A 21,997-nucleotide genomic window follows, 5' to 3' on the forward strand; every position below is an offset into this window, starting at 1 on the left:
AAGGGCGCCCGCATTGGAAACGCCCCGTTATGATAACTGTATGTTATTGAATAATGTTATTGTCAGGATCTGCAACTTCAGCCTTCATAGCATCCGTTACTTCAATGCCTTGTGCTGCTGCCGCTTTGAGGTTAAGAATGAGATCCAGCTTCTCTTGCATCGTTATTTTCATGTCGCCTGGACTTGTGCCGTTCTTAAGTACTTCCACTGCCATTTCGCCAACCTGGTAGCCATGGTCATAGTATTTGAAGCCCACAGTGGCAAAAGCACCCTTCTCAACCGTATCACGGTCTGCCGAGAAGAACGGCAGCTTGTTGTCATTAGCTGTCTGAATAATCGTATCCACACCGCTTACGACGGAGTTATCAAGTGTAATGTAAAGGGCATCCACACGTCCTATAAGGGATTCAGCCGCCTGCTTCACTTCCGACGTATTCGTGATGGCTGCCTTCACCAGCTCAATCCCGTGCTTGTCCAATTCTTCCTTGGCGATATCCGCCATAACTACTGCGTTAGGTTCACCTTCATTAATGACAAGCCCCAGCTTCTTCACATCCGGGAACTGCGTTGCGATGAAATTCATCAGTCGTGTAATTGACTCAGGGTTCGTATCGGATGCGCCGGAGACATTGCCGCCGGGATGTTCCAGGTCGCTTACGAGCTTGGCATCCAGCGGATCAGTGACTGCCGCGAACAGAATCGGCGTATCCTTCACTTTCTGGACAATGGATTGTGCGGACGGAGTGGCGATCGCCAGCACCAGATCATTCTTGTCACCCGCAATCTTCTGGGCAATGGACAGGTTGTTCGCCTGATCCGCCTGGGCATTCTCCAGATCCACCTTCAAGTTCTCACCTTCTACGATTCCGGCATCCTTCAGTGCCGCCAGGAAGCCTTCCCGTGTAGCATCCAGCGACGGATGTTCTACATACTGTGAGATGGCAATCGTATAGGATTTCGTGTCCGCAGAACCGGTGTCTGCCGGAGCGCTGGTTGCGTTTGCCGGAGTATTTCCTGCGTTAGCTCCATTATTTACGGCTGCATTATTGTTACCACAACCTGCTGCTACCAGCATCAAGGACATACTCAGGCCAAGCCAAATGTTCTTTCTCTTCATCAGATAACCCCTCTTCTTTTACGGATTCAGCGCGCGAACCTGGGTTAGCGGTTCAGCATTATCGCTTTCATCTTTGAAAGCATTAAAGCAAAAGCCCGCACCATTTCCGCATCCACTGCCGCAATCTATTAAACATATATTATATGTAGGTTGATTTTCCGTCAATCATTTATCACGGCTCCATATTTTACAAAAAACGCACAATGGGCTGATGTTTCGACAAGAACAAGCCTGTTGCTCTTGACATTGATTGCTAAAGCCTTTTCCACATAAAAAAAGCCGCCCTGCACAAACTTTACTTAAAGTTTGAAGATGGAGCGTGCCAAATGCCAATAATCAATTCATCCAAAACTGCGGCCACAGCCGCAGTGCTTACTGCCGTCATTCTTGGCTCAACCGCCTGCAGCTATTCCAGCAAGGACACTACCCCGAAGGTGAATTCGGTTACGCCAACCGGAACATTTGCCGGAAGCTACTATGAGAAGAATTCCATCACGGACAAAGAAGGCAAGTATTGGATTCCGTTGAAGCCAGCCGCTGCCTCCATAGGATACCGAATGAAAGACGACACTTCGAGCGGAGGATATACCAAGCTGGGCTACAGCGATGTAATGTACATGCTCCGTCCGGATTCCAGCCAGGTTTTCTCCCTGGGGGAGAAGATCACCCTGCCGGACGTTCCCATCCGCCGCGAAGGTCAGATCTACATCACGCCTAATTCATTATCCAAGCTGCTGCAGACCGAGGTTGGCTGGAACCCGAGCACCGGAGAGATCAATATTGCTGCCCCTTCTGACAGGGATACTACCGCCAATACAGGTGCAGGTGAAGCAGCCAAGCCGCTGCGGATCCAGAGCGTCTCCAATGTGGATACCGGTGAACTGATCGCCTATGCCAAGAAGTATCTCGGCGTACCCTACGATTTCGGTGCCGGACCTTATGAGGAGACCAAACGGTTTGACTGCTCATCCTTCACCCGTCATGTATTCAAGAAATTTGGCGTAGATCTCCCGCGGCTGGCCAAAGATCAGGATAATATCGGCAGACGCATATCAAGGAGCGAGCTGGAGCCCGGGGATTTAATTTTCTTCACGGTACCCGGCCGGTTCGAGAGCGACGCCATTCCCGGTCATGTAGGCATCTACATGGGGGGCGGCAGTTTCATTCATACTTGGGGCGATCCCGGAGTACAGATCAGTGACCTGGACAGCGGGTACTGGAGTAATGTTATTCTGCACATGCAGCGGGTGTTATAATCCCCTAAATATAACAAATGCAAGGAAGGTTACGGGCTTCTGCAGAAGCGCCGTACCTCCTTGCATTTTTTTATGCCACCGCCATTATCCGGCAGTATACTATTCCCAGTTCTTACTGCGCCCGCTTAAGCGGAGAACCAGCTTCACCAGCTCCACAATAACCACTATCGCCACTGCAGCCCCGCAGACAATTCCCCACTGCAGACCGCTCAGATGCTCCACTCCGAACCATTCATTCAGCCCGGGAATGATAATAACCAGCACCAGCAGAAGTCCCGAGATGACCGAAGCCCCCAGCATGTAGCGGTTGCTGAACAAGCCGATCTGAAACAATGACTTCGTATTGGATCTGACATTGAATGCATGGGTAAGCTGCAGTAGTCCCAGCGTAGCAAAGGCCATCGTGACTGCAACACCTTCATCGTAATGGGTATGTGCCCAGTAATACACCAGCAGGGTCAGTGCCGCCTCAAGCAGCCCTTGATAGATGATTCCGATCCCCACGCCTCCGGCAAAAATACTGCTGCTTGATTTACGCGGTTTCTTCGACATCACATCATTATCCGCTTTTTCCAGTCCGAGCGCGAGCGCCGGCAGGGTATCTGTGACCAGATTAATCCACAGGATATGAATCGGTTCAAGAATCCGCCAGCCGATCAGTGTCGCAATGAACAGGGTCACCACTTCCCCCAAATTGGCCGACAGCAGGAACTGGATCGCTTTGCGGATGTTGCTGTATACCTTGCGGCCTTCTTCGACAGCAACGACAATCGTGGTGAAGTTATCATCGGCCAATACCATGTCGGATACGCCTTTGGCCACATCTGTTCCTGTGATGCCCATACCAACACCGATATCCGCTGATTTCAGCGCAGGCGCATCATTAACTCCGTCACCGGTCATAGCAACAATTTTGCCCATTTGTCTCCAGGCCTTGACGATCCGTACCTTATGCTCAGGCGATACACGGGCGTACACGGAATAATCGGCCACTCTTGTGGCAAAATCCGCCTCGCTGATCTGATCCAGCTCGCGGCCGGTCAGCACTGCCTTGTCATCGTCGATGATTCCAAGCCGCTTAGCAATGGCTGCAGCCGTGTCCCGGTGGTCCCCGGTGATCATCACCGGCCGGATGCCCGCCCGTCGGCATACGGCAACCGCATCCCGGACCTCCTCACGCGGCGGATCGATCATCCCGGTCAGGCCGATGAACACCAGATCCTTCTCCGTCCCCTCCGTTGAAGGATCGGAGGGCTGCTCTGCATGGTCGCGGTAAGCAAACGCCAACACCCGCAGCGCCTCGTCTGCCAGACTTTTGTTGCTGGCTGTGATTCGGCTGATATGTGCCTCCGTCAAGGGCACCACAGTGCCATTCTCTTGAATATGGCTGCATTTGGACACCAGTACATCCGGCGCTCCCTTGGTCAGCACCCTGAACCCGCCGTTATCCAGCTTATGGATCGTCGTCATCAGCTTGCGGTCCGAATCAAAAGGCAGCTCATTCACCCGCGGATAACGCTGCTCCAGCTCCCGTTTGTCAGTCCCGATGCTGAGTGCAAAGTCAACCAGCGCCGTTTCGGTAGGGTCGCCGATAAGGGCTTTACCGCTCCGGGTCCCGCCTGCTGAACCAGGCTTCGCCTCTGCCCCGGCTCCATCTGTAGCTTTCCCTCCAGCACTTTTGCCTTCGTCTATGCTGGAATCATTGCATAGGGTCATCGCCTGCAGAAGCAAATCATCGCCCGGCGTTTCGTTAAGCTTCGCATCGGCCTCAACCGTCTCTCCGCCCACATACAGCTTTTCCACGGTCATTTTGTTAAGTGTTAATGTGCCCGTCTTGTCAGAACAGATAATCTCTGTACTGCCCAGTGTCTCCACCGCAGGCAGCTTGCGGATAATTGCCTTGCGCTTAGCCATCCGCTGCACGCCTAGCGCCAGAATGATGGTTACGATGGCCGGAAGACCCTCCGGAATCGCCGCTACCGCAAGTGAGATGGAGGTCAGCAGCATATCAAGCAGCTCTCTGCCCTCCAGCCAGCCGACCACGAAGATAACGACACAGACACCCAGAATAATGAAGGTGAAATATTTGCCAAGCTCATCCAGCTTTTTCTGCAAAGGGGTAACTTCATTCTCCGCCTCCGAGATGTATCCGGCGATCCGGCCCACTTCGGTATGCATTCCCGTAGCCGTTACCACACCCACACCCCGGCCATAGGTAACGCTGCTGCTCATATAAGCCATATTCGTCCGGTCACCGATCACAAGATCGTTGCCCGCAAGCACTCCCGACTGCTTATCCGAGGGCAGGGATTCGCCCGTCAACGCCGCCTCCTCGGTCTTCAGTGACGCCGCTTCGAGCAGACGCAGATCAGCAGGCACCACGTTGCCGGCTTCCAGCAGCACAATATCGCCTGGCACCAGCTCCTCGCTTTTGATCTCTGTGACCTGTCCGCCCCGGCGGACTCTCGCCTGCGGAGAGGACATGCTTTTGAGCGCTTCCAGCGCCTGCTCCGCTTTGTTCTCCTGGATGACACCCAGCACCGCGTTCAGGATCACCACCAGCAAAATAATAACGGTATCCGTCCACTCTCCGAGGATTCCCGAGAGTACGGCAGCCGCCAGCAGGATGAAGATCATTACATTCTTGAACTGCTCAATGAATTTAGCCAGCAGCGATTTGGACTTGGCTTCCTGCAGCATGTTTTTGCCGTAACGTTCCAGTTGCCTTGCCGCTTCTTCTGCAGTCAGTCCGGCTTCCCTGCTCTCCAGCTGCTTCAGCACCTCGGCCGTATCCAGAGTATGGAACAATACACCTTCTTTACTTTTGCTTTTAGCAGAATCTGAGTTCAAGTCATCCGCTCCTTCTATAATTTATTTAGTTCAAACCCTTATATGGAGTTTTACCCAAAAATAGCAGGAGAATTCTAAAAACATATGTAGATTTATCAAAGGTTACGCCTGCCCGAACGGGCAAATCCTTTGAACCGGGTCCCCTTGGTGGACAGCTCCCCCCTGTCTCCCTCAACGATCAGACCATACGCTTTGGCCTTCACCTCCAGCTCCCTCCGGCTCCCGTTCTGGAATTCAAAGGTTACATAGTAGCTGGTATGTGTACCCGCATGCCCTCTGCCGCCCCAGACCTCTGTGCGTTTCGTAACAGCTGTCGCCACCCTCGACTCGAGCGGACTGGCATTATTGGTCATCCAGATCTTCAGGGCTCTGGCAATAGTGTAAGCAACAAAAACTGCGATCAGCAGCAGCACAAGCTGTAATAAATAAGGCCCTTCGGAGAAGAAGCCGCGGGAGGAACTGGCTACAGCCGAATTCAGAAATCCGTTAAAAATGCTCTCTTTATGCAAATTAAACGCTCCTTTGGTAAAAATAATTATAAAATGTTCATTTTACTAGAGAATACGCGGTGTAACAGCTCCGGTTTCGTGTTTTCAAGACATTTACCTCAAAAAAACAGCGCCGGAAGTTTGGTCCTGCCCAGAATCATATGTTATGCTTTAACTACAATATACAGTAAGGAGGTGTTCTCTTGATGACATATCTAGCGCGCTTGTCCATTTCTAAGCTGCTGAAGGCGGCCTTCATACCAGTGCTTCTCCTGACATTTCTGGCTGCTTCTTCCCAGCTGCTGAACGAACAGGAGGCTTCCGAAGTGCAGCATGCCAGACTGGAGCGTTATGAGCATAAAATGGCTCAGCCGGTCCGGGCGCACAGCACAACGTTCCATTACATTCCTTCCGCGCGTCTGGCCCATCCTGAGAACCTGCTGGCGCTTCATCCGGAAGCGTCCCCGCCTCTGCTCTGTGTGTCGTTCTTCCCCATCATTTACATCATTCTGAAGCGGCTGCTGCTGTATCCGCTGAAATGCACATCACACTTTATAAGGTAAAGGCTTTCCAATAAATCCTTTGAGCGCACAACGCATTATCTATAGCAATCGAACCTACAAATTCAGGTTTCCTGCTGAAAGGAGGAAATCCATTGAAAATCAGATATAGAGGGGCTGCCCCCCTGCGCCATTCCAAAATCCTGCGCCTGCTCTCCGTTATAGGCGGGGGCTTGCTCGCTGCTGTGGGACTGGAACTGTTCCTGATGCCGCATAAGCTGCTGCCTGGCGGAATCGCCGGATTGTCTGCTCTGCTGTCACATTTAACCGAAATGCGTCTGGGCTTATTTCTGTTCCTGCTCAACCTTCCGTTCATTCTAATGTCGCGCAGGCAGATTAATCTCCGGTTTGCCCTGTATACGATGCTTGGATTAATCTGTCTGACGGCGGGCTCGCTGGCCCTGCATCACTTCCCTGCAGCCACCAGTGAACCTTTGCCCGCCGCTATTGCCGGCGGACTGTGTCTGGGCTTTGGGCTTGGCATCTCTGTCCGCTTCGGAGGCATCACCAGCGGAAGCGAGAAGCAGGGAGTCCGGCTGCTGAACGGCGGTCCGCCCAAATCTGCTGAAATGGGCATTATGCTGTTCAACTGTGCCATTCTGCTCTTCGGCGGTTCATTGTTCGGCTGGGATCAGGCTATGTACAGCATCATTGCTTACCTGCTTGCCTTTGAAGCCCTGCGCTTCTCGTTAAGAGACCTATCCCTCTCCCAGGCTGTCTGGATTACGAGCAGCAACTGTGAAGAGATCCGCCGCAGGCTCCAGCAGTCACTTGACCGCGAAGTTAAACTCGTCAGGTCCACCGGACCTGACGGACAGCCCGGCACCGTCTTCTGCCTGGCAAGCAGGCTGGAGGAAGAGGAGCTGGCTTCCATCGTCCACGGATGCGACCAGGACAGTAAGATCGTCATCAATGCGGCCCGGAACAGCCGGATTTCCGCGCTCTTCCGTAATCACCCGCCAGGTTGACCGATGGTATTCAGCGGACAGCTTACAGCCCCTGATCAACCAAAAAGCGTTCCCGCATTTAGTTGCGGGAACGCTTTTTGGTTAGATCAGTCAAGGGCAGGCTCCGCCCTTTCAGCGGAACATTCCCCATAAGCGGATCAGGTGAAAGGTGTTGCCCGGATCAATCTTCTGGGCAATCACAAATTTAACAATTTGCTCTTCCTGCGAGGACGTCAGCTTCTCATTCATCACTGCAGAAGCGTTGCGCACCAGCCTGCGCACAACGGCAGTGTCCTGCAGCTCTTGCTTGGAAATTCCGTTGATCATATTCTTGATGCGTTCCTTAACCGCCGGATTCTTCATCTTCAGCTTAATGCGATCCACCAGCGCAGGACTGATTCCGAATTGCTGATAACCCAAGCATAGCACCTCCCGTCATATCCAATCATTCACAGTATATGAGGGCCGGTCTCCGCATGTGCCTAATCAGTCAATTAAATCTCCCTGGAATATTTGCTCCTGCTGCAAATACCCGCGCAGCGGAGCATAATCCGCCGATGTCCAGAACGCGGCATCCCGCAGCAGCTCTGCCGCATCATCACGCGCCAGCTCCAGCGTCTCGAAATCAGCCGTCATATCCGCCAGCCGGAATTCCGGCAGCCCGCTCTGCTTCGTCCCGAAGAAATCCCCCGGTCCCCGCAGCTCCAGATCACGCCGGGACACCTCGAAGCCGTCATCCGTATCCGTCATCGCCGTCATCCGCTCTCTGCCAATTTCCGATTTGGGATCTGCCATCAGCACGCAGTAGGACGCATGTTCTCCTCTGCCGACCCGTCCGCGCAGCTGATGCAGCTGTGAGAGGCCGAAGCGGTCGGCATCCATAATGATCATCAATGTGGCATTCGGTACATCCACACCCACCTCTACGACCGTAGTAGAGACTAACAGCTGCAGCTCATTGCTGTAGAAGGCACGCATCACTTCATCCTTCTCTGCAGGCGTCATCCGCCCGTGAAGCAGCCCTACCTTATAGTTCGGGAAAGCCTGCGACATCTGAACATGCAGATCAATCGCATTCTGCACATCCAGCTTCTCCGACTCCTCAATAAGCGGACAGATCAGATAGGCCTGCCGCCCCTGGTCAATCTCACGGCTGATCAGATTCAATACCCGCTCCATCAGATCAGGCTTCACCCAGTAGGTCGTAATCGGTACACGCCCTTTGGGCCGTTCGGACAGCGTAGACACATCCATGTCGCCAAAAACAGTGATAGCCAGCGTACGCGGAATCGGGGTCGCCGTCATCGTCAGCACGTCCGGGTTATAGCCCTTGCGCCGCAGGACACTGCGCTGGTTCACCCCGAACCGGTGCTGCTCATCTGTGACTACAAGTCCCAGACTGCGGAAGAAGACATCATCCTGAATTAAGGCATGGGTTCCGACGACCACATCCAGCATTCCCAGCTGCAGAGAAGCCAGCAGATCCTTACGTTTGCGTCCGTTCACACTGCCGGTCAGCAGACCGACTGTAATGCCGAACGGTTCAAACATTCTGGTGAGCGAGCGTATATGCTGTTCGGCCAGAATCTCAGTCGGCACCATCAGTGCCCCCTGAAATCCCGATCGTACGGTCGCATACAGCGCAATAGCCGCCAGTACGGTTTTGCCGGAGCCTACATCCCCTTGCAGCAGCCGGTTCATACAGTACCCTGAGCGCATGTCATGCAGAATCTCCAGCTCCACATGCTTCTGGGCGTCCGTCAGTTCAAACGGCAGACTCCGCACGAACTGGCGGACTGTGGCGTTATCCACTGTATGGACCACACCGTCCATTCTGCCGCGGTTCAGTACGCGGAAGGCCTGTACCTTGAGCTGGAACAAGAAAAGCTCCTCATAGACCATCCTGCGCCTTCCCTGCTGTCCTTCGCGTGTATCCTCCGGCTGGTGGATCGTGGCAATTGCCTTTTTACGCGACATGAAATCATACTTGCGCATAATACTGTGCGGGAGGATTTCCGGAATCAGCTCTCCATACTGCTGCAGGGCCTGGCCTATGATTTTGCGGATCCAGGATTGTGTGATCTTGCCGCCTACAGAGTACACCGGCTGCAAGGTTCCCGTCTTGCCTTCTCCCCGGTCCGGAAATTCATAATTGGTTACGGTAATCTGATTGCGTTTCTGGTCCCATTTTCCGGTTAATACTACTTCGCGGCCCACTGTCAGCTGCTCACGTGCATAATGCTGATTGAACCATGTTGCCGTGAACATCCACGGCTCGGCCACCATCTTGCAGCTCATACGTGATTTGCCCCCGAAGCGCTGCAGCACCGGAATGCCGATTACCTTAGCTACGACGGTTGCTTTATCGCCATGCTTAACTTCACTAAGAGACTTTGGCCGGAAATCCTCATAACGGAACGGGTAGTATTCCAGCAAATCCTTCACTGTAAAGACGCCAAAGGCGTGAAGCTCGCCTTGCTTTTGAGCGCTCACGCCAGTTATTTGTTTCACTTCAATTGATTCCAAAGCCAGCACCATGTTCATCCCCTATACTAGGCGGGCCAGATGAATACGGCTAAGGTCCCGTTGCCTACATGGCTGCCTACGACAGGTCCAATGTTGGTCAGTACCTTCTCTTCCAAGGTGAAATGCCCGGACAATTCCTTGAGGAATTCTTCGCCGGAAGCCGGTTCAGCCGTATGACCCACGGCCACATTGATTTTGTTCACACCCGGCAGATCTGCCTTGAACAGCTCGATCATGCGGGCAACTGCCTTCTTGCGGCCTCTAACCTTCTCTACCGCATAGATGATTCCTTCTGCATCAATTGACAGGATCGGCTTGATATTGAGCAGCGTACCCAGGATGGCGGACGCTTTGCCGATTCTGCCGCCCTTCTGGAGATATTCCAGCGTATCCACCAGGAAGTACAGCTTGCGCGATTTGCGCAGACTCTCTACCTGCTCCAGAATTTCCTCCGGCGTCTTGCCCTGACCGGCCAATCTAGCGGCTTCCACTACCATGAACCCGAATCCGTAGGAAGCGGACAAGGAGTCAACCACGGTGACCGACTCCCCTTCCTCTTCCAGCATGGATTTGGCCAGGACAGCAGATTGATAGGTTCCGCTAAGTCCGGAGGAGATATGGAAGGACAGGACCTTGCTGCCCGGATAACGTTCCAGAATACTGCGGTACACGTTCATATATTCGACCGGCGACGGCTGTGAGGTGGTCGGCAACTGCGGCGAGCGGGGAAGACGCTCATAGAACTGCTCCGGAGTCATATCCAGATTATCCCGGAAAGCCTCTTCGCCGAACATCAGTGTCAGCGGAACGACTTCAATGCCGTACTGATCCGCCAAGGCAGGCGGGATATCGGAAGTGCTGTCGGTAACGATTACGGTACGATTCATGGATTTCCTCCCCTTACTATGATTTAGCTGATCCACTCTGCTTGCTTAGGTCTAAGATGTCTATGGTTCCACTGAGAAAAGATAGTAATACAGCGGCTGGCCTCCATCATGAACTTCTACTTCAACCTGCGGGTACGTTTCTTCCAGCCATGTGCTGAGGGAATCTGTAACGTCTGCTTCGGCATCTGCACCTGTCAGCACCGTTACAATCTCGTCACCGTTCACCAGCATGCTAGCCAGCAGCTGCTTGCTTACAGCAAGCAATTCATCGGCGGCAGCAACGATCTTGGAGTTCGAGATTCCGATATACTGCCCGGCTTTGATCTCCAGCTCTTCAATGACTGTATCGCGCACGGCATTGGTAACCTGTCCCGATTTGACCTGTGCGATTGCCTCCAGCATATTGCTCGTGTTGGCATCTACCGCTTCCTCTTCCTGGAAAGCAAAGGCGGCCGAGATTCCCTGGGGAATACTCTTGCTAGGGATAACCGTGATGTCACGTTCGCCTTCCAGCAGCTCCTTGGCCTGCTGCGCAGCCAGTACTATATTGGAGTTATTCGGCAAAATGTAGATATGCTTCGCTGAAATAGAAGATATCGCATTAACGAAATCCTCCGTGCTAGGATTCATCGTCTGGCCGCCGGCCAGGATGGCATCCACGCCAAGACTGCGGAAGATATCAGAGATTCCATCTCCCGAAGAGACTGCGATGAAGCCGTATGGCGCCAGATCATCCGCAGGAGGAACTGCCGGCGACTGTATGCTGGCCTTCTCTTCCGGAATATCGGCGAATACATCCGGCATTGGAGCAATATCCATTCCGGCTGTCAACAGATCGCGGTGCTGCTCACGCATGTTAAGAATGTGAATCTGTGTGATCTCACCATGCAGCAGCGCCAGGTTAAGCACCTCGCCGGGAGTCTTCGAGTGCACATGCACCTTGATGGTCTCATCATCCGAAATTACGATAATGGAGTCACCGTTAACTGACAACGCTTTCCGAAAAACTTCCTCATCAAAATCTGATTTCACAGATGCGCCAAGCTGGCGGTTGATGAAAAATTCCATATCATATAAAAATTCGATGTCTTCCGTAGAAAGCTGGGATTGGGCGGAAGACTGTACGGAGGACAATACGTTCTCAGGTTTAGTCAGTACTGCTGCAGGAATTGGTGCAGGAACTGAGGCTTGTCCTTGTACAGGTGTCTGTACAGCGGCTGATCCGCTGGTCAGATACTGGTGGAAACCTTCATAGATGTAGACCAGACCCTGACCGCCGGAATCCACAACACCGACCTGCTTGAGCACAGGCAGAAGTTCAGGTGTATTGGCTAGCGCTTCCTTGGCTTTGGCCAAAACCTCGGTCATCAGCTCAGTAACATCCGTTGTACGGCGCGCATAATACACTGCATGTCTCGCAGCTTCCTTGGCGACGGTAAGAATCGTGCCTTCAACCGGTTTAACCACTGCTTTGTAGGCTGTATCAACGCCAGTCTGCAGTGCTGCAGCGAACTGCTGCGTGTTCAATTCTTCATATTGGGCTGCATAACGTCCAAGACCTCTGAATAACTGCGACAAAATAACGCCGGAGTTCCCCCGCGCGCCCATCAAGAGTCCTTTGGAGAGTACTCCTGCACATTGGCCTACAGAGGCAGTATTATTTTTCTTCAATTCATTCGCGCCAGCGGTCATCGTCAAATTCATGTTTGTTCCCGTGTCTCCATCCGGAACCGGAAAAACATTTAAAGAATTGACATGCTCCGCATGCTGCTGCAGCTTTTCCGCACCGGCGAGTACCATTGCGGTAAAATCTGTCCCGTTTATAGAACGCTTACTCAATGAGAATTCCCCTTCCTAACTTCATGCCTAATCAATTCTATGATTAACTGGACATAATGCACTAATTTATATTGTACTATAAGAGTCTAAAGAAATAAATGTTTTTGAATCGGTTGACGTAGCAAATTTTGCTGTGATATTATATTTAAGTATTGTTTTACGCAGGTGTAAGTAACAAGGAGGTGTAATCTATGTCCCGCAAATGTACAGTAACAGGCAAGAAACCGGGCAGCGGCAACCACGTGTCTCACGCAAACAACCGCAACCGTCGCTCTTGGGGAGTTAACGTTCAGAAGGTCCGTATCCTAGTGAACGGCAAACCGAAACGCGTGTACGTCAGCACCCGTGCTTTGAAAGCCGGTAAAGTTGAACGCGTTTAGTCTTGGATTATCCTAGACCTAGCGATATCTCATATGAAGCAAAAAGCACCCTTTACATTCGTAAGGTGCTTTTTTTCATGTTTTCTGTTCTGCCTCGCTCAGCTCTTCTGAAAAGTGTTCAAAATCGCTTTAACAAAACCTCCCAAAAATCTTGGCAGCTTGAACGTGTAAAATTTCATGATTAACCCTCCCATCAATTCATGCCATGCAGTAGGAGACTATCCTGTCATGATGTGTATGCCAACGAACTGCAGACCTCCCTTATTGTACAAAAAAAGGCTACATGAGATTTCTGCTCATGTAACCATATTTATGCGGGTATAACTTGGCCTATACCTAAGCACTCGCGATTAAAGGACAGCACCATCCGCCGCCTCGCGGATCGCCCGGATTGCACCTGCGCGGTCACTGCGTCCGAAGACCGCATTGCCCGCTACCAATACATCAGCCCCTGCTTGAGCCACGAGAGGTGCTGTAGCTTCGGCAATTCCTCCGTCCACCTCAATGCGCAGCCCCTTGTGATTGATCTCACCGGCCCATTCTCTAAGCTGTGTAATCTTATGCAGCGTACGCGGAATGAAGGCTTGTCCGCCAAACCCCGGATTCACTGTCATGACCAGCACCAGATCAACATCCTCGAGAACCTCACGCACAGCAGCTGCCGGAGTACCCGGATTAATCGCCACACCGGCCATCAGGCCGAGCTCCTTGATCTGATGAACCACCCGGTGCAGGTGTACACAAGCTTCTGCATGGACGGTAATTACAGCCGCCCCTGCGGCGGCAAAATCAGCGATATACCGTTCCGGATTCTCGATCATCAGATGAACATCAAGCGGCAGGGAAGTATGGGCTTTGACCGCTGCCACAATGGCAGGACCCAGGGTAATGTTCGGCACAAAATGACCGTCCATCACATCTACATGAATCCAGTCCGCACCGCTGGCTTCGGCTTCCGCGACTTCTGCGCCAAGTGCGGCAAAATCTGCTGACAATATGGAAGGAGCAATAATAACCATGTGTTTAGTACCTCCGCTTTTTATCTTTCATTTCGTTGTAGAACAGCTTGTAATGCTCATAGCGGCTGTCCGCAATCTCTCCAGCCTGCAATGCTTCTAGCACCTTGCAGCCCGGTTCGTGAAGATGGCTGCAGCCGCGGAATTTGCAATTCTCCGCATAGGAAGCGAACTCACGGAAGCATTCGGACAATTCATCCACACCCAGCTCCAGAAAGTCCAGCTGGCTGAACCCCGGTGTATCGGCCACGAAACCGCCATTCCCGATATCCATCAATTCAACGTGACGTGTCGTATGACGCCCGCGGCCAAGCCGCATGCTGATTTCACCTGTCTCCAGCTCAAGGCCCGGTACGAGGCGGTTCAGCAGGGTTGACTTCCCTACGCCGGACTGGCCTGAGAATACACTGATGATTCCGCCCAATCGCTTCCGCAGCTCATCGGCGCCTGATCCGTTTAGTGAGCTCGTAACCATTACTTCATAGCCAATTTGTTCATAGAGAGCTTTGACTGCTTCTGTAGCCTGGCCCTCATCATCCGCCAGATCCTGCTTGGTCAGTACAATCAGCGTGTCCAGTCCGGAATGCTCGATATGAACGAGGAATTTGTCCAGCAGGTTGAGGTTCATATCCGGTTCCCGTACAGAGAACAGCAGTACGGCCAGCTTCACGTTCGCTACCTGCGGACGGATCAGTTCAGAATCACGGGGGAGCAGTTCATCCACCATCCCCTCCCCGTTCTCGGTCAGCATATAGATAATCCGGTCACCTACCAGAGGAGCTATTCCTCTTTTCTTAAGTATTCCGCGTCCCCGGCATTGTACAGCCTGTTCCTCCGTTGCGATGAGTCCATCCTTAAGCGGCTTCACATAATAATATCCGCTCAGCGCTTTGATAATGATTCCTTCAGGCATACATATTAAGCCTTCCTCTCCTGATTTTGCGCAAATGACCCAAGATTATATCCCCGGGTCATTTCGCCGCTCCAGCTGTAATGGTGTTGCCACCGCCCCGCTGAAGCTTATCTCTTTTTATTTATTCTTGTCCTTGCCTTTGCCCTTGCCATTTCCAGGGGAAGCGGCAAGCAGTTTATTATTGTTGTCTTTACCTGGTACGAAGCCCGTCTGGTCACCTGCACCTGTCTCTTCGCCCTCTCCGCTGCCCGGCGGCAGAATCTCCGGTTCGATTGTCGGCTCAACAGGAGTCTCGGTCGGTGCAACGGTCGGCTCAGGTGTCTGTGTCTGAACCGGAGGCGGTTCAGGCGTCTGCACATTATTATTCTTGACATCCACGTAAGTTATAGGATAAGTCTCGAGGAAATCCCCGTCCCGGTATACGGATACCATCCCATCCTTGTTGGGAGCAAGCAACATGTTCACGGATAAGGTCTGACTTTTGCCAATTGTGCGTGTGCCCCACTCCTGGTTCTCGCCATTATTACGCGCATCTGCAAAGACAATGCGGATTTTGCTCTTCTGTCCGTCCACTGCTGGTGCAACCGGTACGTTAAAGGTATATTCCAGTGCTTCCGGAGGATAACCTGAACTGAGGTAAATGGTTATTTTCTCACCGGGGGGAACCTGATCCCCTTCCTCATACGCCCACTGCTTCGTGACTTTGCCCTTCTCATACGTGAAGCTTGGCTCTTCCTTAATTTCATCCAGCACAAGGCCGGCTTTCTCAATCGCTGCTTTGGCTTCCTTCTCCGTCATTCCAAGGAGGCCCGGCATATTCGTGCTCTCTTTCCCCTTACTCACGATCAGCTTAACCGTTACAGTCTCAGGATCATACTCACTATTTGCTGCAGGCTCAGAGCTGATTACTTTGCCCTTCTCAAATTCCTCACTGAAACGTTCGTCCGGACTGCCGATTCTATCCTGTGCAATACCCAGTGCAATTAGCTCCTTGACTGCATCATCATAGCTCATATTAGAAACATCCTTAAGCTTAGGCAGTACCTTAGCAGTACTTACCGTCAGAATAATATGCGTCCCTTCCTTGACCATCGTGTCAGTCTTGCTCTGTTTCCAGACGATATTCTCTTCGAAATTCGCGTTGTACTCCTGCACGGGCGGCTCCTCTGCGAACAAGCCCACCTCTTCAAGGGCAGCTTTGGCTTGCTCAAAAGAAATACCGGTAACAACCGGCACTGCCACTTCATCCACGGACAATTTGGAGTTGACATACCAGACGACCCCGCCCATGGCTATCAGCAGTATCAGGGTAAGACTGATCCACAGTGCTGCACGGCCCGATTTGCGCTTGCCGGGTGGAGGAGGCGGAGCATCCTCCATACTGCGGACACGTTCCTCTCCGCCGCCGCCACGGCTGCCCAGACCCCGCTGGAGCGGTTTGATTGCAGGAATTACCCGCGTTCTGTCCTCGTCCTCTTCGTCATCGAATAAGACCTTGGACTCGCTCCGCCGTTCTGGCAGCAGACAGGTCTCCAGATCCTGCAGCATTTGCTTAGCGGACTGATACCGTTCTTCCGGATTCTTGCGCATTGATCTCAGGATTACATTCTCCACGCTTTGCGGAATCAGCGGATTCAGCAGGCGCGGCTCCTCAAATTCCTCCTGAAGATGCTTCAGCGCTACACTAATAGGACTTTCCCCCAGAAAAGGCAGCACCCCGGTAAGCATCTGATAGAGCACGATCCCCAGAGAATAGAGGTCGGACTTCTCTCCTGTGGTCACGCCTTTGGCATGCTCAGGCGAGAAATAATGCACAGAACCGACCACGGAACCCGTCTGGGTTATGGTAGTGGACGTAACCGCCCGGGCAATTCCGAAATCCGTTACTTTAACCCGGCCATTACGGCCGATCAGAATATTATGAGGTTTAATATCGCGGTGAATAATCTGATTCAAATGCGCATGATCAAGTGCATCACAAATTTGTGATGCAATCCGCACGGACTCGTCAACCTGCAGCGGAGCCCGCTCTTTAATGATTTCGTTAAGATTCTTGCCTTCAATATATTCCATAACAATATAATGGACTTCATCTTCCTGGCCGACATCGTAAATGCTGACTACATTTGGATGAGATAACGATGCCGCTGATTGCGCCTCCCGCCGGAACCGGCGGATGAATTCCTCATCATGCACAAACTGGTTGCGCAATACTTTGATAGCAACATTCCGGTTGAGCAGAATGTCATGGGCTCTGTAGACGAGCGCCATGCCACCTCCACCGATCCGTTCGATGACTTGGTAGCGGCCGCCCAATTCGTGACCGATCATCTATCCCACTCCTTTGTCTCGGGCACTGCGGCCTCTCCTTGGTGTTCTAACATAGCAACGCTGATATTATCGTTGCCGCCGGCAAGCAATGCCAGCTGAAGTAATCGATCCGCTCTTTCTTCCAGAGAAATCTCATGAATTCCGGCTACCTTGGCCATATGCTCGGGGCTGACGAAATTGCTGAGTCCGTCGCTGCACAGCAGCAGAAGCTCCCCAAGTGCAAGCGTAACAGAAGCCAGATCCGCAGACACCACGGCATCCGTCCCCAGGGCCCGGGTCAGCACATTACGGCGCGGATGGCTGCCCAGCTCCTCCAGGCTGATCTGGCCGTTCTTGAACAGCTCATTGACCAGCGTATGATCCTCGGTTAGTTGTATTGCAGCACCGTCCTGAATGAGATATGCCCTGCTGTCTCCGATATGGCCGATGTATCCCGCTGACCCTTTCAGTAGAGCAGCTACGATGGTAGTCCCCATGTTGTGGTATTTCTCATCGCTTTGAGCCTCTTTGTGGACCGTGTGATTGGCTTCTAATATGGCGGCTGACAGTGCCTCCTTCAGCTCTGCCTCCGGAAGATCAGGCTGCAGCTGGTCCAGAATGTTCCTGACCGTCTCCAGCGCAATCCTGCTCGCGGTATCGCCAGCCAAATGTCCCCCCATCCCGTCGGCTATAATGCCGAGGGTATAACCGTGGCGCGTAGCGCCGATCCAGACCGAATCCTCATTGACGGTACGTACCCGGCCAATGTCGCTGGCTTGAACTGTTCTGATCAAATATCCTCACCCCAACTCCATATGTTTGGCACGCAGCTGACCGCATGCGGCCGCAATATCATGGCCTTGCTCACGGCGGATCGTAACGTTCACGCCATGATCGGCCAGTATACGCTGAAATTCAAAGATATCATTGCGGGAAGTCCGTACATACTTGCGCTCAGGCACATGGTTAACCGGAATCAGGTTCACATGGCAGAGCATGGTCTTAAGCACTCCCGCTAATTCCTCGGCATGCTCGGGCTGATCGTTCACGCCGCCGATCAAGGCATATTCGAAGCTGATCCGGCGGCCTGTCTTGGCCTGATAATAGCGCAATGACTCGATTACATCATCAAACGGATAGCGGCGGTTAACCGGCATCAGCTTGGAACGGAGCGTATCATTAGGCGCATGAATCGAGATCGCCAGATTGATCTGTGTATCTTCGTCAGCAAACTTGTAAATATTCGGCACAATCCCGCTGGTCGATACTGTAATATGGCGCTGGCCAATATTCAGACCCTTCTCGTGGATCATGAGGCGCAGGAATCTCATGGTTGCGTCGTAGTTCTCGAAAGGTTCGCCGGTGCCCATGATAACGATGCTGCTGACGCGTTCGCCGCGGGCATCAAGAATCTGCTGGGAACGCACTACCTGGGCCACAATCTCCCCTGCGGTCAAATCGCGCTTCAGACCTCCAAGCGTAGACGCGCAGAAGGTACAGCCGATCCGGCAGCCCACCTGGGTAGTTACACATACGCTATTGCCGTAATTGTGCTTCATAATAACTGTCTCAATCGCATGATCATCATGCAGACCGAACAGGAATTTCACAGTACCGTCTTTGGATTCCAGCTTCGTAATTTCAGTCAGAGCCGAAATACTGAATTGTTCCACCAGCTTGCCGCGCAGTGCCTTGGAGAGATTGCTCATGGATTCAAAATCATTGACCCGCTTCACATACAGCCAGTCAAAAATCTGTCCGCCGCGAAAAGCCGGCTCTCCGTTATCCTTGGCCCACTGCTGCAACTCTTCTAAAGAAAAATCATATATTAAAGGTTTCATTGTTATTAGCACCTGTTCTTTCGTAAATTATATGCGTATTATTTCTCATTCTTCCTATTTTAACACAAATTCCAGAGCCGGTAAAAGAAAAGCCCGCCGCGCAAAACCTCTGCGGGGCGGGAAGCTGTAATTCCATGCAGAAATCACTATATTACGAGAGTCTCTCCAGCCGGGCAATATAGAATCCGTCGCTTCCGAAATGATGGGGAAGCAGCTGTATTCCAGCGCCTGCGGCAATTGCGGTTCCCTCAAGCCGTTCCCAGACGGCGGTCTTGAAGCTGACCGGAGCGAACCCGGGATTACGCTCCAGGAAATCCCCGATAATCCGGCCGTTCTCCGCCTGCTCGGTAGTGCAGGTGCTGTAGACCAGCACACCGCCAGGCTTAAGGAGCCCGGCAACCGACTGCAGCAGTTCATGCTGCAGCGCAGCTACGCTGTCCACATCTCCGGGCTGCTTCCGCCACTTCAGATCCGGCTTGCGCCGGATCACCCCAAGCCCCGAGCAAGGGGCATCCAGCAGAATCCGGTCGAAGGATTCCGGCTGAAGAGCGGCACCCAGCTGCAGTGCGTCGCCGCTTAAGGTAGCGATGCATTCCAGACCCAGACGGGCCGCCTGATCTGCGATAAGCTTCGCCTTATGCTCATGCAGATCATTGGCCAGTATAGATCCTTCGTCCTTCATCAACTCGCCCATATGCGCGCTTTTGCCTCCGGGAGCGGCACAGCAGTCCAGCACCTTCATTCCTGCTTCAGGGGCTACAACTTCAGCCACCAGCATGGAGCTTTCATCCTGCACCGAGAGATATCCGTCCCTGTACCAGGAAGTCAGAGCCATATTGCCGCCGCCCTTAACAATCAGCCCGAAGGGGCTAACCTTCGATTCAGAGACCTCAAGACCCGCTTCGAGCATCTCGGCCAGCAGCGCCTCACGGCTGATCATAGTTGTATTGACGCGGACACTGACCGCAGGCGCTTCGTTATTCGCAGCACATATGGCCTCCGCCGTGTCTGTGCCATATTCCGCAGACCAGCGGTGCACCATCCAGAGCGGATGGGAATGAACAATAGAGATCCGATCTTCCCTGCTGAGCCCCTCCGGCAACACCGGCAGTTCCCCAGCCCGCAGCACGCTGCGAAGCACGCCGTTAACCATGCCGGAAATCCCCTGATGGCCGCGTTTCTTGGCTATATTCACAGCCTCATTAACGGCTGCATGCGAAGGAACCCGGTCCAGATACATAATCTGGTACAGGCTCAGACGCAGCAGATTACGCACCCAGGGCTGAAGCTTAGCTACTCCCTTGCTCACAAAACCCTCCAGAACATAATCCAGAGTAATCATCCGTGAGATCGTGCCATACACCAGCTCCGTAGCCAGTCCGGTATCTTCACGGCTGAGAGCGCCTTTCTGCAGGCTGCTGCCGAGCAGCAGATTGCTATAGGCCCCCTGCTGCTCTACGCGGACAAGAACATCAAGCGCAACCTCGCGTGCAGAAGCTGCCGCCGGCGGTTTGCCGCCCGGCTTCTTCTTGCCTGCTCCTCTGGCTTGACCACCCGGAGCTGAGCTCCCGGAAGCCGCTGACGTGTTGCCTCCAGAGGGATTACGCGGTCCGCCGCCTTTGCCGCCCGCGCTCAACCCAGCACCGTGCCGGGCTTAAGACTTGCGCCGCGGCTGAAATCTGCCGCACTCATCGCTTTTTTGCCGGCAGGCTGTACGGTTGTCAGCAGGAGAATCCCGTCGCCGGTCTTCACTTCAACTCCACGTTCGCTTACAGACAGCACTGTACCCGGAGCAGCATTACCGCCGGCGGAACTGCCGTTATCCGGCTTCGCCGCCGCCCATACCTTGAAGGTCTCGTCATTCCATAGGGTGAAGGCACCCGAGAATGGCACCAGCCCGCGGATACGGTTATAGGTTGCCAGTGACCCGGCCGTCCAGTCGATCCGTTCATCCTCGCGGCTGAGATTCGGCGCATAAGTTGCTTCGCTGTCATCCTGCACCGTCGCCTCTACACGTCCAGCCGCAAGTCGCGGCATTTCCGCCTTCAGCAAATCACGTCCGGCAATGCTCAGCTTCCCGAACATGGTGCCTGAGGTATCCTCGTCCTCAATCGGCACCTCTACCCGCGAGATCATATCTCCGGTATCCAGTCCTTCCGCCATATACATCAGCGTCACACCCGTTACCTTCTCACCGTTAATGATGCAGCGCTGGATCGGGGCGCCGCCGCGGTATTTCGGCAGCAGTGAGCCATGGACATTCACACATCCGTTCTTCGGCAGCTCCAGCACACTCTTCGGCAGAATCTGCCCGTAAGCCGCTGTAACAATCAGATCCGGCTCATAGGCAGCCAGTTCAGCTACCGCCTCCGGGCGCCGCATCCGTTCCGGCTGAAGAACCGGCAAGCCCAGTTCAAGTGCAGCCTCCTTCACAGGTGAAGGGGCAAGCGTCTTCTTGCGTCCTTGCGGACGGTCCGGCTGGGTAACCACAGCGACTACCTCATAGCCCTCCTCCAGCAGCATCCGCAGGGAGGGTACCGCAAAAGCCGGCGTTCCCATGAACACTATCTTCATTTCATTCACTCCTCAGTTTCACTGCGTTCTGCTGTATACTCATATACCTTCTCGGCGATATCCGTGAACAGCACACCGTTCAGGTGATCGATTTCATGCTGAAAAGCCCGTGCAAGCAATCCGCTTCCGGTAATTGTAACTTCGTTGCCTTCACGGTCCAGACCGCGTACGGTTACTGTCTCTGCACGGCGTACATCGCCGTTCAGACCGGGGATACTCAGGCAGCCTTCAGGTCCGAACTGCTCCCCGTCCATGCTGATAATCTCAGGGTTAATCAGCTTGATCAATCCATGCTCTTCATCGGCATCGACTACGATCAGACGCTTTAGAATTCCAACCTGCGGAGCTGCGAGACCAACGCCTTCCGCGTCATACATCGTATCCGCCATATCGTCGAGCAGTTTTTGCACATTCGGGGTTACGGTTGTTACGGTCTTAGCTTTCTTGTGTAATACTTCATCCGGTTCTTTCACGATCAGCCTGATTGCCATTA

Annotated in this window: 20 protein-coding genes; 4 read left to right on the forward strand and 16 right to left on the reverse strand. The window is 53.1% G+C overall.

From position 1 onward, the window contains the following. Positions 1 to 43 precede the first annotated feature (43 nt). Positions 44 to 1,117, reverse strand: a complete 1,074-nt coding sequence (locus MHI42_RS05170; RefSeq protein ID WP_342423012.1) for an ABC transporter substrate-binding protein — start codon at positions 1,115 to 1,117, stop codon at positions 44 to 46. Positions 1,118 to 1,443: 326 nt separating this feature from the next. On the opposite strand from MHI42_RS05170, the gene MHI42_RS05175 reads away from it, so the two are divergent. Next, positions 1,444 to 2,373: a C40 family peptidase gene (locus tag MHI42_RS05175; RefSeq protein ID WP_171716426.1), complete on the forward strand. Its 930-nt coding sequence runs from the start codon at positions 1,444 to 1,446 to the stop codon at positions 2,371 to 2,373. Between the two features lie 99 nt (positions 2,374 to 2,472). Here MHI42_RS05175 and MHI42_RS05180 read toward each other — a convergent pair whose 3' ends face one another. Further along, entirely contained in the window at positions 2,473 to 5,223 is a 2,751-nt protein-coding gene (locus MHI42_RS05180) for a calcium-translocating P-type ATPase, SERCA-type (RefSeq protein WP_342423013.1), read from the reverse strand. A 95-nt stretch (positions 5,224 to 5,318) separates the two neighbouring features. Beyond that, on the reverse strand, positions 5,319 to 5,732 hold the full coding sequence (locus MHI42_RS05185) for a DUF2500 domain-containing protein (RefSeq protein WP_246354182.1): 414 nt from the start codon (positions 5,730 to 5,732) through the stop codon (positions 5,319 to 5,321). A 182-nt stretch (positions 5,733 to 5,914) separates the two neighbouring features. On the opposite strand from MHI42_RS05185, the gene MHI42_RS05190 reads away from it, so the two are divergent. Both MHI42_RS05190 and MHI42_RS05195 read left to right on the forward strand, forming a co-directional pair. Continuing rightward, positions 5,915 to 6,274, forward strand: coding sequence for a hypothetical protein (locus MHI42_RS05190; protein WP_342423014.1), 360 nt, complete (start codon positions 5,915 to 5,917; stop codon positions 6,272 to 6,274). A 92-nt stretch (positions 6,275 to 6,366) separates the two neighbouring features. After that, a complete protein-coding gene (locus MHI42_RS05195) occupies positions 6,367 to 7,239 on the forward strand; it encodes a YitT family protein (protein ID WP_342423015.1) in 873 nt (290 codons plus the stop codon). 111 nt (positions 7,240 to 7,350) lie between these two features. On the opposite strand, the gene MHI42_RS05200 is transcribed toward MHI42_RS05195, so the two are convergent. The 4 genes from MHI42_RS05200 to MHI42_RS05215 all read right to left on the reverse strand — a co-directional run bounded on the left by MHI42_RS05200 (position 7,351) and on the right by MHI42_RS05215 (position 12,470). Beyond that, positions 7,351 to 7,638, reverse strand: a complete 288-nt coding sequence (locus MHI42_RS05200; RefSeq protein ID WP_039298036.1) for a stage VI sporulation protein F — start codon at positions 7,636 to 7,638, stop codon at positions 7,351 to 7,353. A 66-nt stretch (positions 7,639 to 7,704) separates the two neighbouring features. Then, complete coding sequence (gene recG, locus MHI42_RS05205) at positions 7,705 to 9,756, reverse strand: ATP-dependent DNA helicase RecG (protein ID WP_342423016.1); 2,052 nt, start codon at positions 9,754 to 9,756, stop codon at positions 7,705 to 7,707. A gap of 14 nt (positions 9,757 to 9,770) precedes the next feature. Further along, the gene (locus tag MHI42_RS05210) at positions 9,771 to 10,631 is read right to left on the reverse strand and encodes a DegV family protein (RefSeq protein ID WP_171716429.1); all 861 of its coding nucleotides are present in this window, start codon (positions 10,629 to 10,631) and stop codon (positions 9,771 to 9,773) included. 60 nt (positions 10,632 to 10,691) lie between these two features. Further along, entirely contained in the window at positions 10,692 to 12,470 is a 1,779-nt protein-coding gene (locus tag MHI42_RS05215) for a DAK2 domain-containing protein (RefSeq protein WP_171716430.1), read from the reverse strand. Between the two features lie 191 nt (positions 12,471 to 12,661). On the opposite strand from MHI42_RS05215, the gene rpmB reads away from it, so the two are divergent. Beyond that, positions 12,662 to 12,850, forward strand: a complete 189-nt coding sequence (rpmB, locus tag MHI42_RS05220) for a 50S ribosomal protein L28 (protein ID WP_019911441.1) — start codon at positions 12,662 to 12,664, stop codon at positions 12,848 to 12,850. A 98-nt stretch (positions 12,851 to 12,948) separates the two neighbouring features. Here rpmB and spoVM read toward each other — a convergent pair whose 3' ends face one another. The 9 genes from spoVM to def form a co-directional block, all read right to left on the reverse strand. Further along, positions 12,949 to 13,029: a stage V sporulation protein SpoVM gene (gene spoVM / locus MHI42_RS05225; protein ID WP_020431362.1), complete on the reverse strand. Its 81-nt coding sequence runs from the start codon at positions 13,027 to 13,029 to the stop codon at positions 12,949 to 12,951. A 171-nt stretch (positions 13,030 to 13,200) separates the two neighbouring features. Then, entirely contained in the window at positions 13,201 to 13,869 is a 669-nt protein-coding gene (gene rpe / locus MHI42_RS05230) for a ribulose-phosphate 3-epimerase (RefSeq protein ID WP_039298023.1), read from the reverse strand. 4 nt (positions 13,870 to 13,873) lie between these two features. Continuing rightward, a complete protein-coding gene (gene rsgA / locus MHI42_RS05235) occupies positions 13,874 to 14,779 on the reverse strand; it encodes a ribosome small subunit-dependent GTPase A (RefSeq protein ID WP_342423017.1) in 906 nt (301 codons plus the stop codon). A 117-nt stretch (positions 14,780 to 14,896) separates the two neighbouring features. Continuing rightward, complete coding sequence (pknB, locus tag MHI42_RS05240) at positions 14,897 to 17,110, reverse strand: Stk1 family PASTA domain-containing Ser/Thr kinase (protein WP_342423018.1); 2,214 nt, start codon at positions 17,108 to 17,110, stop codon at positions 14,897 to 14,899. Next, positions 17,107 to 17,883, reverse strand: a complete 777-nt coding sequence (locus MHI42_RS05245) for a Stp1/IreP family PP2C-type Ser/Thr phosphatase (protein ID WP_039298018.1) — start codon at positions 17,881 to 17,883, stop codon at positions 17,107 to 17,109. Before MHI42_RS05245 ends, pknB begins: the two co-directional genes overlap by 4 nt. 6 nt (positions 17,884 to 17,889) lie before the next feature. Next, on the reverse strand, positions 17,890 to 18,930 hold the full coding sequence (rlmN, locus tag MHI42_RS05250; RefSeq protein ID WP_042136599.1) for a 23S rRNA (adenine(2503)-C(2))-methyltransferase RlmN: 1,041 nt from the start codon (positions 18,928 to 18,930) through the stop codon (positions 17,890 to 17,892). Positions 18,931 to 19,081: 151 nt separating this feature from the next. After that, on the reverse strand, positions 19,082 to 20,566 hold the full coding sequence (rsmB, locus tag MHI42_RS05255; RefSeq protein ID WP_342423019.1) for a 16S rRNA (cytosine(967)-C(5))-methyltransferase RsmB: 1,485 nt from the start codon (positions 20,564 to 20,566) through the stop codon (positions 19,082 to 19,084). Beyond that, positions 20,563 to 21,504 carry a methionyl-tRNA formyltransferase gene (gene fmt, locus MHI42_RS05260; RefSeq protein ID WP_042136595.1) on the reverse strand — a complete coding sequence of 314 codons (942 nt, stop codon included), beginning with the start codon at positions 21,502 to 21,504 and terminating at the stop codon, positions 20,563 to 20,565. Before fmt ends, rsmB begins: the two co-directional genes overlap by 4 nt. Positions 21,505 to 21,509: 5 nt before the next feature. After that, positions 21,510 to 21,995 carry a peptide deformylase gene (gene def / locus MHI42_RS05265; RefSeq protein WP_042212916.1) on the reverse strand — a complete coding sequence of 162 codons (486 nt, stop codon included), beginning with the start codon at positions 21,993 to 21,995 and terminating at the stop codon, positions 21,510 to 21,512. Positions 21,996 to 21,997 lie beyond the last annotated feature (2 nt).

The organism is Paenibacillus sp. FSL E2-0178 (assembly GCF_038593005.1).
Lineage (GTDB): Bacteria > Bacillota > Bacilli > Paenibacillales > Paenibacillaceae > Paenibacillus_AQ > Paenibacillus_AQ phytohabitans.